This is a genomic window from Tardiphaga sp. 839_C3_N1_4, assembly GCF_051811045.1.
Lineage (GTDB): Bacteria > Pseudomonadota > Alphaproteobacteria > Rhizobiales > Xanthobacteraceae > Tardiphaga.
Genome location: NZ_JBPWQD010000001.1, coordinates 5221381 through 5234450, shown reverse-complemented (window position 1 = coordinate 5234450; position 13070 = coordinate 5221381). Strand labels below are relative to the sequence as shown.

The 13070-nt window shown below is 60.0% G+C and carries 10 protein-coding genes; all 10 read right to left on the bottom strand.

The genetic code is table 11. From position 1 onward, the window contains the following. Positions 1-21: 21 nt before the first annotated feature. The 10 genes from AB8A38_RS24985 to AB8A38_RS24940 all read right to left on the bottom strand — a co-directional run bounded on the left by AB8A38_RS24985 (position 22) and on the right by AB8A38_RS24940 (position 12920). On the bottom strand, positions 22-1143 hold the full coding sequence (locus tag AB8A38_RS24985) for a M14 family metallopeptidase (RefSeq protein ID WP_439088599.1): 1122 nt from the start codon (positions 1141-1143) through the stop codon (positions 22-24). Continuing rightward, positions 1143-2003 carry a VOC family protein gene (locus AB8A38_RS24980; protein WP_439087805.1) on the bottom strand — a complete coding sequence of 287 codons (861 nt, stop codon included), beginning with the start codon at positions 2001-2003 and terminating at the stop codon, positions 1143-1145. The genes AB8A38_RS24985 and AB8A38_RS24980 overlap by 1 nt, the downstream gene beginning before the upstream one ends. A 75-nt stretch (positions 2004-2078) precedes the next feature. Beyond that, a complete protein-coding gene (locus AB8A38_RS24975) occupies positions 2079-2798 on the bottom strand; it encodes an aspartate/glutamate racemase family protein (RefSeq protein WP_068734729.1) in 720 nt (239 codons plus the stop codon). Positions 2799-3418: 620 nt separating this feature from the next. After that, positions 3419-5308: a feruloyl-CoA synthase gene (locus AB8A38_RS24970; RefSeq protein ID WP_439087804.1), complete on the bottom strand. Its 1890-nt coding sequence runs from the start codon at positions 5306-5308 to the stop codon at positions 3419-3421. Positions 5309-5400: 92 nt separating this feature from the next. Beyond that, positions 5401-6594 (bottom strand): benzoyl-CoA 2,3-epoxidase subunit BoxA, encoded by a 1194-nt coding sequence (boxA, locus tag AB8A38_RS24965; protein WP_439087803.1) that lies wholly within the window; start codon positions 6592-6594, stop codon positions 5401-5403. Positions 6595-6671: 77 nt separating this feature from the next. Beyond that, the gene (gene boxB / locus AB8A38_RS24960) at positions 6672-8117 is read right to left on the bottom strand and encodes a benzoyl-CoA 2,3-epoxidase subunit BoxB (RefSeq protein WP_439087802.1); all 1446 of its coding nucleotides are present in this window, start codon (positions 8115-8117) and stop codon (positions 6672-6674) included. A 105-nt stretch (positions 8118-8222) separates the two neighbouring features. After that, entirely contained in the window at positions 8223-9911 is a 1689-nt protein-coding gene (gene boxC, locus AB8A38_RS24955) for a 2,3-epoxybenzoyl-CoA dihydrolase (RefSeq protein ID WP_439087801.1), read from the bottom strand. A 111-nt stretch (positions 9912-10022) separates the two neighbouring features. Continuing rightward, the gene (locus AB8A38_RS24950; protein WP_315843679.1) at positions 10023-10517 is read right to left on the bottom strand and encodes a DUF309 domain-containing protein; all 495 of its coding nucleotides are present in this window, start codon (positions 10515-10517) and stop codon (positions 10023-10025) included. A 12-nt stretch (positions 10518-10529) separates the two neighbouring features. Then, a complete protein-coding gene (locus tag AB8A38_RS24945; protein ID WP_439087800.1) occupies positions 10530-11348 on the bottom strand; it encodes an alpha/beta fold hydrolase in 819 nt (272 codons plus the stop codon). Positions 11349-11369: 21 nt separating this feature from the next. Continuing rightward, complete coding sequence (locus AB8A38_RS24940; RefSeq protein WP_439087799.1) at positions 11370-12920, bottom strand: benzoate-CoA ligase family protein; 1551 nt, start codon at positions 12918-12920, stop codon at positions 11370-11372. Between the last annotated feature and the right edge of the window lie 150 nt (positions 12921-13070).

The following is a 13070-nucleotide window of genomic DNA, read 5'->3' as shown; positions in this document are numbered from 1 at the left end:
GATCTATCTCGCTCCGTTGGTTCAGGCTGCGGCGGAGAGAGACCAGCTTGCCAGCCCTTCCACCGCCTGTTGAGTGATGGAAATGGCTTGTTCGGTGGTCTCTTCACGCCAGTGCGACGACACGGGCACGAAGCAATCGTGCAGGTCTGCGCGCAGCATGCGAACGCGCTCGCTGTCTTTCTCGGCCTTGAACTTCAGCCAGAGATCGAGCTGCAAGGCGCGGCGAACCTTGGTGCCACGCGTACCGAATTCGATCACTGCGCCGACCATCGATCGCGCGCCGAGGAATCTGGTCATGCCGTGAAACACGAGCCCCTGATAATTGGGCCGCGCAAAATTGTTCGGCTTCTGGCCGACGATCCGTTCACGCCCCCACCAGCGCACGGCTTCCGCATGAAGCGCACTACCTTCAGGGTTGAAGCACAGAAAGAAGGACTCGCCGAAATCGCCGATGCCAGTATGCCAATCGATGAAGCCGACGTGCTCGGCCGCACCGAGATGATCGGCAACCACGGTCTCCAGAGTCAGATTGGACCACTCGCGCCCGGAGCCACCATAATTGGAGCCATCCGGGAAGTCGTACTGCCCCCGCGCCAGCGTGTCGAACAGACCGTCATCCCCATGCGCGTCCTTGAAGGCTTCCACGGCGTCGACGTAGATCTGCAGAGCTGCCGGCGTCCAGTCGTCCGGAAGGAGATGCGGATATAGCTTCGCATAGCCCGGATTGGCCGGGCGGGGAGCGGCGAAATCGATGAAGTTGCGATTGAGATCGACATTGTTTTCAGTGGTCCGCGTACCCCAGGCAAAGCCGTAGGGATTGATCGCGTGGACGAAGAGAACCGACACGCCGCGCGGAAGGGCGCGTGCAAAATTGCTCTGCATCCAACCGATCTGCGCCGCCGAACCGCTGAGGCCTTCTAGGCCGTGCGTACCGCTGAGGATCACCAGTTGCGAAGCTGCGCGCGGATCGCCGAGCCGCGCCACATCGATGCACAGATCCTGGCCATTCGGGCCCTTCAGCGCCGGATGGGTGTAGGTGGTCAACGCAGCGCCAACGTCATTCGTAGCGTTGCGAAACTTCACGCGCGCGCCGTCATAGTCGAGCGCAAAACTCCGGGTGAAATCATTGTGGAGCGCTACCATCACGCCGTGAACCCCAGAGCGACATTGGCTGCGTCGGCATGCGACACGATGATGCCGTCAGCATAGGGCTTGAAGGAAACGCCGGCCGCATCGAATACGGCGCGCGGCGTGTCGAGCGACGCGACCTTGAACACCAGCGCGACCATGCGGTCAGTGCCATCCGGGCTGACCAGCGCAGCCCCGACGTAGCGATCCGCGACGGCTACAGGATCGAGTACGAAGATCGTCGCGGCACCTGCGCTGAACGAAAAGCCGCCATCCGTCGGCGTCAGGAGCAGTGCGCCGAACATGCGTTCATAGAGCGCTGCAGTTCGCGCCGGCTGCTGCGAGGCGATGACAAATTCGACGATTTCAGTGGCACCATTGGCATGCGTCTGCCATTCGGGGCGCCAAACCAGCTCCGGCGTATCGTGATGGCAGAAGAAAGTGCGCCCATTCTGCACCTCCTCGCCCGCCACGCGGATGACCTTGAAACGCGCGTCTTGGGCGCCGCCCGGCAATTCGACCGGCCGCGCAAAGCTCATTGGCTCCATGACGGGAACGGCATTGTCCTTCAACGTCGCATAGACCAGATCGGCATCGACCGACTTGAAAACCAGACCGCTCAATCCCGGCGGATGCGTCCAGAGATCTGCACGCATCGTTTCACGCCCTGGCAGATAGCCGAGCAATTCGAGATAGTTCGTGCCGAAGATCGCAAGGTTGTTGCTGGAGCCGAGCGTATGGTGACCGCGCTCCGTCAACTGGAAGCCGAGGCGAACATATTGTGCAGCAGCCTCATTAAGCTGGCCCATCACGTTAATGACGACGTGATCGAGGACAGGCGAGATCTTACGTTGCGCAGTACGCATATCACTCATACGAAAACCTCGTCGCCTTCCAAGTTGGTGAGCCCAGCAAGATTGGTGCCAGCCCGAACATTAATCACGATGGAGTCAAGCAGCACGTGGTCGCGGCTCTTCTTTCGACATTGAAAAAGCCAGCGCCGCATCTGCATGCAGCATCGTTGAATCGAAGACTGGAAGATCGATGTGCTCGGGGCCGACCAGGAGACAGATCTCGGTACAACCAAGAATTACGCCGTCAGCGCCACGCTCTTTTCCTCGTGCAATCGCATCGAGATAGAGACGGCGTGAATCCTCGCGAACAACGCCTTGGCATAGTTCATCGAAGATGATGTCGTGAATGAACACACGATCGGCCTCAGCGGGAATAACGGGATCTAGCCCGAACCCCTCGCGCAATCGCGTCACATAGAAGTCCTGTTCCATCGTGTAGCGCGTTGCCAGAAGTAGCGGCCGCTGCAGCCCTGCAGCCTTCACGGCAGCGCCGGTAACGTCGGCAATGTGAAGAAGCGGGATCGACACTGCTTGCTGCACTTCGTCGGCAAGCTTGTGCATTGTATTCGTGCAGATCAGAATGCAACCAGCACCGCCTCCTTCCAGATCGCGTGCGATGTCAGCGAGAACCTGACAGGCCTCGTCCCAACGCCCTTGTTTCTGCAAGCTGACAATCGCGTCGAAGTTGATCGAACGCATCAGAATATCCGCGGAGTGGAGCCCACCGAGCTCGGCGCGGACTTGCTCATTCAGCCGGCGATAGTAAACAGCAGTACTTTCCCAGCTCATTCCACCAATCAAACCAATCGTCCGCATTACTATTGCTCGCTCTGTCCAGTCGATGTGCTTGACGGAACGATAGCATCGGGACCGCGCAATCCGATTGCGGATCGCGGTCATCATACTCAGTTTGCCTGAGAAGAAACTTCATAGTTCGAGCGATCGGCGGAATAGGATTTCAAATTTTTCCGATCCGTCGCATCAACGGTTCTTCGCTCGGCCCCGATAGACCAGAATGATGCAGCGACGTGCAGCGCCGGGAGTTGCCGTGTGTGTCGCGTGAAATCTCACTGTATGAGAAGAATGCCGGAGTTCGGTCTGCACCGGGAGTAGAACTCCGTGCCACTTAACACGCATGCGGATCAGACACGTTCCGCAAACACTCCGCATGGGCCGTTCATCAGAAACAAACGAGGTCGCCTCCTGGAGGGAAAGGCGACCTCGTGGAGCGCGCGAATGCCCTCGCGCCGGTCCATGTGCTCTGGGGAAGAGCGCCATATTTGACCACGGCGGCCGCGCTAGTGTGCGACGACGACATGACACGGCATGTGACAGTTGATCGCATCGGCAGAGTCTTGCGTGTGGTCGCTCGACCTGATGCCTTCCACCAACGCGATATTTTTTAATCCCGAAGCATCATTCGGATTCTGAACGTCCTAGGCATGACGGGCGTATTGCTCGACACTCGCGCAGATTATCAAGCGGCCTGAGACCCCTCTGTTCAGCTCTTCGACGTCGGCTGCACGGCGCGCCAGAACGGCACGCTGGTTGACGTAGCCCTTGTCAGTAATCTCGCTGCCATCGACAGATAGCGGCTCTGCCAGCAACAGCGCGCAAGTTGCATAGGTGGAAGACCCTCCGCCTGCCGCCTTCAGTCTTGCGAGCCCTTCCCCTATGGACGAACGCACATTTTCGCAGCCAAGCACGGCATCGATGCTCGCTGAATCCGGCAGGCCGGACACCGCGCGGCAGGCAGCCAGATTGGGAACAAGAAGGAAACGCACATCCTCACCGCCATGGCCGGCCACGACAATGTCCTGAACCAGCGGCGCCAATGCGGAGATTCCTGCCACGCGCAGCGTTCCGACGTTGACCCATGTGCCTGATGTCAGCTTGAAATCCTCGGCGATGCGCCCGTCGAACAGCAGGCCCTGCTCGGGATGAGCCGGATCTGCAAATGCAACGGCATCGCCGATCAGATAGAAGCCGTCCGCATCAAAAGCTTTCGCGGTGAGGTCCGGCGCCTTCCAGTAGCCCGGGGTCACATTGGGCCCACGCACCCGCACCTCGAACTTGCCGTCCGATGGCACGAGCTTCAGCTCCGTACCGGGAATCGGCACGCCGATATTGCCTGATCGCGGCGCCTGAAAATGACAATCGGTCGCGAGTGGCGATGTTTCCGTCGATCCCCAGGCGGAAACCATCGGCAACGGATGCCCGATTGTCTCGATGGAAAGTGTCTCCAGCGCGGACCATGTGCTCTGCGGCAGAGCCGCACCGGCATAGAAGACGAACTTCACCTCGCTGAAGAAACGCTGTCGCAACCCATCGTCCTTCCGCAGGGCTGCAATAAGCATGTCGAAGCCACGCGGCACGTTGAAATAGATCGTCGGCATGATGCTGCGCAGATTGGCGATCGACGTCGCGAACAATCCCGGTGCGGGCTTGCCGCTGTCAATGTACAGCGTTCCGCCGTTGCGCAGCACCATATTGAAATTGTGATTTCCGCCGAAGGTATGGCTCCAGGGCAGCCAGTCGAGAAGGACGAGTTCGCTCTGCTGAGTTTCGAGAAACGGCCAGGTCTGTGCCTTGGCCTGCTGGCTCGAGGTCAGCATGCGCTGGGTATTGATGACCGCCTTCGGCGCGCCGGTCGATCCCGACGTGAACAGGAATTTCGCGATCGTATCGGCATCGACCGCTGCAAAGGCATGATAGATGGCTGCGCTTACCGGCGTCGTGACCACATCAGCATATGACCACGCCTCTCCGGCGGTCGCGCCACCGCCGATGATGGCAGCAGTGTGAAACGGGGCGATCGCAGCGAGGGCCGGACCGAACTGTTGCGAGTCCGAGACGTAGATGGCACCGGGATCTAGAAGTTGAATCGCGCCACGCAGCTTTTCGAAATCCTTCGACATCAGCGAATAGGCCCGGGAAATCGCAGCGACGGGCACACCGACATGCATCGCTGCCAGGGCCAGAACCGCATGCTCGATGCCGTTGTCCGATAGCACTGCGAGGGGCCGCTGCGCACTCATCTCCTGTGCAAGAATCCAGCTAGCCGCGCCACGCACACGCCGAAGCGTCTCGGCATAACTCAGCGTCACCCAAGGCACATCCGGACTGGACCGCTCCGCCAGAAAGATCCGCTCCGGCGCCTGTTGTGCCCAATGTTCGAGCCAGTCCCCGACACAACGCGCATAGGGGCGCAGTGCTGTATCGGATCGCAGAAGGATCGTACCGTCGGATCGCTGTTCTGCGTCAACCGACGGCGTCAGAAAAAATGGACTGCCTGAGCTAGCCGCATTGTCGCGGTCCAGAACCATCGCTTTTCTCCCCCATAGCGTACCCGTCTTTGTTCTTATTCGGGCTGTCCAATCGAAACGGTCGTTGCCGGCTCGGATCGATGCAACATCGATCAGTAAGTCTCGACGTGATATCTTCCACCGCCGCGCATCGCCGCTTTCAGATCCGACCAATCCATCGACGCGGCGCGGCAAATATCGGCGAAGGCCTCTTCAACGCCGCTTTCCATGCCTTTCAACCCGCAGATATAGACGTGGGTCTGCGCGTCGCGCAGCAGCGACGTGATCGCAGCAGCTTCGCTGCGGATACGATCCTGCACATAGATCCGTGGCTCGCCCGGCACGCGCGAATAGCAGAAGTGCTTGCCCAGCAACTCCTCCGGGACCTTTTGCAACGGACCGAAATAGGGCAGTTCCTCGGGGCGGCGCGCACCGAAGAACAGGAGCAGCCGCCCGGGCGCGCCAGGCATCGCGCGCCGGCGGCGCTCCGTGAAGCCGCGGAATGGCGCAGAGCCCGTGCCAGTGCAGACCATGAGAACATTCGCCGAAGGATCGTTCGGCAGCAGGAAGGTGGCGCCGAACGGCCCGGTAACTTCGACCTTTGCGCCACGCGGCAGATCGCACAGGTAATTCGAACACAGCCCGCCGGACTCACGTTTCACGGTCAGCGCGAGATTGTTGGTGTTCGGCTTCTCGCCATCGCGCGAACTCGCGATCGAATAGAGCCGCACCTGATGCGGCTTGCCGTCCGCGCCCAGGCCCGGCACGACAATGCCGATGCTCTGGCCTTCGAGGATGGGAAACGGCTGCTCGCCGAAATCCAGGATGATATGGCGCACGTCGGAGTCGGCCGTCGCGTGGGTTAGCCGGAAATTGCCGGTCACCGTGGCCAGCGCAGGCTTGCCGCGGTTATAAAGATTGACCGATGCCTTGCTCGATGACAGCGGCGCGACGGGCTTTCCGCCCAGCCCCTTGCGTGCTTCTTCGAGCAACGCGCCGATCTCATCCTCGAGTGCCTCGATGGCGCCCGCACCGGCGCTATTGTCCGCGATCTCCTCCTGCGCCGGCAGGTCACTCCAGGAGAACTGCTCGTCGAGCGAATACGGCGCCGCCACGACGCGCCAGTTGTCGATCGCGCCGGTCGGACACGGCGAGATGCAATCCATGCAGTAATTGCAGATCTCTGCGTTGACGACGTAGTTGTTGTCATCATGCGTTACCGCATCGACCGGGCAGCTCTCCTCGCAGGTGTTACACCTGATGCAGATTTCCGGATCAATCAGGTGCTGTTTGAAAGGGGCGTTCATGGCAAATCCCGCGCGTGCCATCGAGGACTGACAGCGGCGGAAGGAAGCTGGAAATCCTTCCGCCGCGTGTACTCCTTTTAGGCCGCAATCTTCACGTATTCGAAATCGCCCGGCTTGTTGTCGATGCCGACCTTCGGCGCCGATATCCAGCTGGCGAACTTGCCGGGCTCACTGACCGGCGTCATCAACGACGCGATGAAATCACCGTCGTCAACGGACGGCAGATAGTCGTTCCTGGCTTTCGCCCAGGCGGCATCGCTCATGATGATGCCCTTCGGCGAAGCGTTCACATCGCGGAATTCACCGATCTGGCGATGGAATGCGGTGTGCGGCAAATCGAAACGGAAATTGACGCCGGCCTTCTCGATGATCTTGTTCCAGCGCTCAACTCCCTTGGCGCAGTCCGCGGTGTAATCGTCCCGCAGGCGCATATTGAGCGCGGTCAGCGCCGGTTCATCGACCAGCTTGATTTCGCCATCGACGAATTTCAGGACCTGATAGATGTCGTTGGTGAGCTGGTGATCATCCTCGATCTTCGTCTCCTGGAAGCGGCCCTTCAGACCGGAATTGTAGAAATTCGCGGCATTTGTGGATACTTCGGAGCCGAACAGATCGAGCGACAGCGAATAATGCAGGTTGATCTTCTTCTGCATGGTCGGCAGATCGATCACACCGAGCGCACGAATTTTTTCGATGGCAATAGGATCCTCGATCCCCGCCGCCTTCATCGCTTCGCAGGTTCGCTGCAGCACGCGGCCGACGCCGGTCTCGCCAACGAACATATGATGCGCTTCCTCCGTCAGCATGAAGCGGCAGGTGCGCGACAGCGGGTCGAAGCCGGATTGGGCGAGACTCTCCAACTGCATCTTGCCGTCGCGGTCGGTGAAGAAGGTGAACATGAAGAAGGACAGCCAGTCCGGTGTGGCCTCGTTGAATGCACCGAGCATGCGCGGCGCATCGGCATCGCCTGAGCGGCGACGCAGAAGATCGTCGGCCTCCTCGCGGCCGTCGCGACCGAAATATTTCTGCAGCAGATAGACCATCGCCCAGAGATGGCGGCCCTCCTCCACATTGACCTGGAACAGGTTGCGCAAGTCGTAGAGCGACGGCGCGGTCTGGCCGAGATGACGCTGCTGCTCGACCGAGGCCGGTTCGGTATCGCCCTGGATCACAACGAGACGGCGGAGCATCGCGCGATATTCGCCGGGGACTTCCTGCCAGGCAGGCTCGCCCATATGTCGTCCGAAATTCACCTTGCGCTCAGTGTCCTGCGGCGCCAGCAACACGCCCCAGCGATATTCAGGCATCTTCACATAGTCAAACTTCGCCCAGCCTTTGGGATCGACTGATATCGCGGTGCGCAAATAAACGAGGGATTCCTGAAAACCTTCAGGCCCCATGTCGTTCCACCAATCGAGATAGCCGGGATGCCATCCCTCCAGCGCCTTGAGCACCTGGCGATCCTCGGCCAGATTCACGTTGTTCGGAATCTTGGTGCTGTAGTCGACATTCATGATGTTCATGACTGGGATCTCCCGCTGTATTTCTGATCGTTCGAATTGGGCAAGCTACCGACTTGCATTTATCCAAAGAGTGACACATGGCCGCGCTGTTCCAGTTGCGGAGGCTTACACGCGCGTCATGTCGAACTGCGCCTTCTGGCCGGTGCCGTAACGTCCAAGCGCGCCGTTCTCGCCGACCGCATTGGGCCGCTGGAAGATCCAGTTCTGCCAGGCGGTCAGCCGCGAGAAGATTTTCGATTCCATCGTCTCCGGTCCGACAAAGCGCAGATTGGCTTCCATGCCCGTGAGGCTGTCGGGTGAGAAGCTGCAGCGTTCCTCGAAGAACACACGCACCTCGTCATCCCAGTCGATGTCATCGAGCGCGAAGGTGACGAGCCCGAGCTGCTCGGCGGCTTCCGCATCGAGCGGCTCGCCGATCCGCGCTTTCGCGCGGGTTACATCCTCCGGATCGGCCTGGAAGCGCGACTGTAGCCGCGTCAGCCCGTGGCTCATCGGGTAAGGCCCGAAATTCATCGCGCTCAATACGATGGCCGGCGGTGCGCGGTTGTCACCCTGCTTCTGGCCGACGAGCATGTAGGAGCGGTCCGCAGCGAAGACGAGCTCGGCCAAGGTGCCGACAAAGCACGAACCCGGCTCGACCAGCGTCACCAGCGTGCGCGAGGTCACATCGATGCGCTTCAGCACCCGCTTCCAGTATTGCCGGATCTCATTGACCAGCCAATGCGCCTTGTGGGTTTCGAGAAAGGCGTCATGAGCCAGCACATTGGCCCCGTCGCCATGCGACTTGAACACCAGCATGGCGGTCTCAAGTTCATTGATCCGCAGATGCAGGATGGCGTCGTCCAGCTCGCGCGCCACCTGCAGCGGCCAGAAGGCAGCACCCTGCGCCATCATCCCGTCGATATCCGACGGCGCCGCAGCGTCAGGCGCTTTAATCGAGATGGTCGCAATTCGCTCTGCGCGATTGATATCGACATTGACCATGCCGTAACGAATACCGCTGTCATCGAAGCTGCGGTTCAGCGGCGGCAGCTTGAGGCCCTCGCCCGTGCCATTGCGCTTTGACGTCGCCAGAAACTCCTTGGCCCGCTCGGCGACTTTCGCTTCCAGCTTGCTGTTGGCAACGATGTCATCGATCAGCCGCCACGCCACTGCGCGCTTGCCTTTGATGCCTTCCTCAATGGTGCAGAAATAGTCTGCGTGATCGCGGCGCACCTTGCGCTTGTCGACCACGCGCGTCAGACCGCCAGTGCCCGGCAGCACCGCCAGCAACGGCACTTCCGGCAGCGCGACCGCCGCCGAACCATCGTCCGCCATGATGATGTGATCGGTTGCCAGCGCCAGTTCATAGCCACCACCCGCAGCAGTACCATTGATCACCGAAATGAAGCGCTGGCCGGAATTTTCGCTCGAGTCTTCAAAGCCGTTGCGAGTCTCGTTGGTGAATTTGCAAAAGTTGACCTTGTGAGCATGGGTAGCGCCGGCCAGCATGCGGATATTGGCGCCAGCGCAGAACACGCGGTTCTTGCCGGAGCGCAGCAGCACGACTTTGACCTCGGGATATTCGAAGCGAAGCCGCTGCACGGCATCCGCCAGTTCGATATCGACGCCAAGATCGTAGGAATTCAGTTTGAGCTGATAGCCCTCGAACAGACCGCCATTCTCATCGACATCCATGGTGAGCGTTGCCACGTCGTTATCGACACTGAGCTTCCAGTGGCGGTAGCGCGACGGATCGGTTTGGAAGTCGATAAATTTGGCGCCGTTCGAGAGAACGCGTTGCTCTGCGGCCATGCTCCACCCTTTGACAGTCTTGATTTATGCGTCGTGCGCCTTAGTTATATGCATAATAATTCATGATATTGAGGGCGTCTAGGGAAATCCGATAGAATTATGCATTTTCTTTCATGTTCCGGTGATCTGAACCGGACCCCGCTCGGCCTCGTCGATCGCCAGTTGATGCGCGAGCGCAGACGCCAGCATCGCGACCGGAAAGTGCTCGGAAAAGCTTCCCGCAATACCCGCCGGCGGGCGCATGGCGAGTTCATCGAGTTCGGACAGTGCGTCCTGCAGCAATCGATGTGCCGCGCGCGGCCGCTGCAGACTGAGTTTCAGATTGGCATTGGCAACCTGAATACAGGCGCGAAGCAGAATCCGATCACGCCCTCTTTGCGGCGCGACCTTCCAGACAGCCTCGAGAATTTCGTGAGCCTCCCAGAAGAAGCCGGCGTCGTTGAGCGCGAGCCCATAGCGCAACGCCGGATCACTGGCCGGGACGAAGCCTGCATAGCGCATCGGGACCAGTGCCTTGGCCTGCGCCAGCGTGTCGTGATCAGCCTTCGTCTGCTTGCCGAGCCGATAGGGCCAGCGCGGCATCGCGAGAGAAGGAGTGACAGTCACGACCATCCCCGCTTACGCAGCGCGTAATTCGCCCTCGCCGTGAAAATGCAGCAAGCGATTGGCGAAATCCGCCACGGCCCGCAAGGTTGTCTCGGGGGCTTCGCGATGGGGCGAATGCGCAGCGCCTGGAATGATCTCGACATCCACCGGGCAATAGCATTCGACCTCGGCGATCTCGATCTGCTTCATGGTGCCGTACTGATCGTCGGCTCCCTGCAAAATCTGCACGGGCACGCGCACATAAGCGAGATAGTCGGAAATATCCCAGTCGCGGAACTGCGGGTCGAGCCATGCGCCGTTCCAGCCATAAAACGCGTTGTCGACGTCATCATGCCAGCGCGCGAGCTTGGCTTTCAGGTCGTCCTGTTCGTACGCCCTCTTGATGTCGGCGATGGACGCTACAGAAATATCCTCGACGACGAAATGCGGCGCGATCATCGAGACGCCGCGGATACGGTGATCCTGGATGCCGCCGGCATAGATCGTCGCGATGGATCCACCATCGGAATGACCGACCAGCAAGCCGCGGCGAAAGCCGATGGCATTGAGCAACTGCGGGAGCACCTCAAGTGCTTCGACATGCATGTAGTCCAGCGGCCGCGGCAGCGCGACCGGGGTCGACGCGCCATAGCTGGCGCGCGAATAGACGAAGACGCCGGCCCCGGTCGCTGCCTGAAGCTTGTCCGGGAAGTCGCCCCACAGCGCGACCGAGCCCAGCCCTTCATGCAGCAGCACGATGGTCGGCGCCACATCCGGTTGCGGACCGATTATGCGGTATTCGAGTTCGGACGCACCGATGGTCAGCCGTCCCGCGGATTGCAATGCGCTCATCTTGTCATCCATCTCTCGGTTTCAGACCGCCGCTCCATCGCGCAATTTGTAGCGCTGGATTTTTCCGGTGGCTGTTTTGGGAAGGGAATCGACAACCTCGATCCAGCGTGGATATTTCCACGGACCGATCCGTCGCTTGACGTGATCCTTCAAGGATTCGCGCAGGCCCTCAAGCACGGCATTCGGTTTCAGCACCACGAAGGCCTTCGGCTTCAACAGCCCCTCGGCGTCGGCCTCCGGCACGACCGCGGCTTCGGATACGGCGGGATGCGCGATCAGCGCGCTCTCCACCTCGAACGGGGAGACCCAGATGCCGGACACCTTGAACATGTCATCGGCGCGTCCGCAGAACGTATAGCGCCCGTCGACATCGCGGACATATTTGTCGCCGGTGCGCGTCCAATGACCTTCGAAGGTGCGACGACTCTTGCTGCGTTGATTCCAGTATCCCTCACCGGCGGACGGCGCATCGACGAGTAACTCGCCGAGTTCTCCATCGGCAATATCGAGGCCCGCGTCATCGACGAGCCGCACACGATAGCCTGGCACCGGCCTTCCGGACGTGCCGTATTTGATATCGCCGGGAGCATTCGACAGAAAGATATGCAGCAGTTCGGTTGAGCCGACGCCATCGAGAATATCTACGCCGAAGCGGCTCTTCCAGCCGTTGCCCACCGGCTCCGGAAGCGCTTCGCCGGCCGAGGTGCAAATGCGCAGGCGCGGGAGGCGAGCTTCCGTTTTGAACCCCTCATCGTTCAGCATCGCCGCGAACAATGTTGGCACCCCGAAAAAGATGCTCGGCTGATATCGGCGCATCAGGCCGAATATGGTGGCCGGCGTCGGGCGCTCCGAATTGAGCACCGTCGTGGCGCCGACCGACATGGGAAATGTCATGGCGTTGCCGAGGCCGTAAGCGAAGTACAGTTTGGCCGCAGACAGTCCGACATCATCCTCGCGGATGCCGAGAACCTGCTTGCCATAGGTCGTCGCCGTTGCTTCCAGACTGGCGTGCAGATGGCGAACGCCTTTCGGCATGCCGGTGGACCCGGATGAATACAACCAGAAGGCCGGCTCGTCCGCATGGGTCGCGACCGTCGTGAAGCTTGTGCTCTCGTCCCTGATTTCGTCGGCCAGACTCTTGCGGCCATTGGCAACGCCGCCGACCACAATCACATGCTCAAGATCCGGTAATCGACCAAGCATGTCGTCGACCACAGGCAACAGCGCCGCGGAAATGAACAGCACGCGCGCCCGGCAATCGGCCAGCACATAGGCGTATTGCTCCGAGGTCAGCAGAGTGTTGAGCGGCACCGGGACGATGCCGGCACGGATCGCGCCGAGGAACACCACCGGAAAGTCGACAGTGTCGAGCATGATCATCGCGACACGTTCTTCGCGCCGGACGCCGAGCCGCTTCAGCAAATTGGCCAGTTGGCAGCTTTTTGCCTGCAAGTCACCGTAGGTTAGTTCGGATACCGTGTCGGTAAAGGCAAGCTTGCTACCGCGGCCCTCATCGATGTTGCGGTCGAGAAGCCAGGTCACCGCATTGTAAGAACTGGACGACCCACTCATGATGCGTTTGCACCTTGGGCGATTCCACAACCGTTGCTCACGGTGCTCTCCCTATCGTCTTTTTTGAATTATAATTCATATAAAGTCACCAACTCCGGTTGCTGTCAATCGCATCCGGAATTATCTTTCCTGAAATCCTCTGCGAGCACG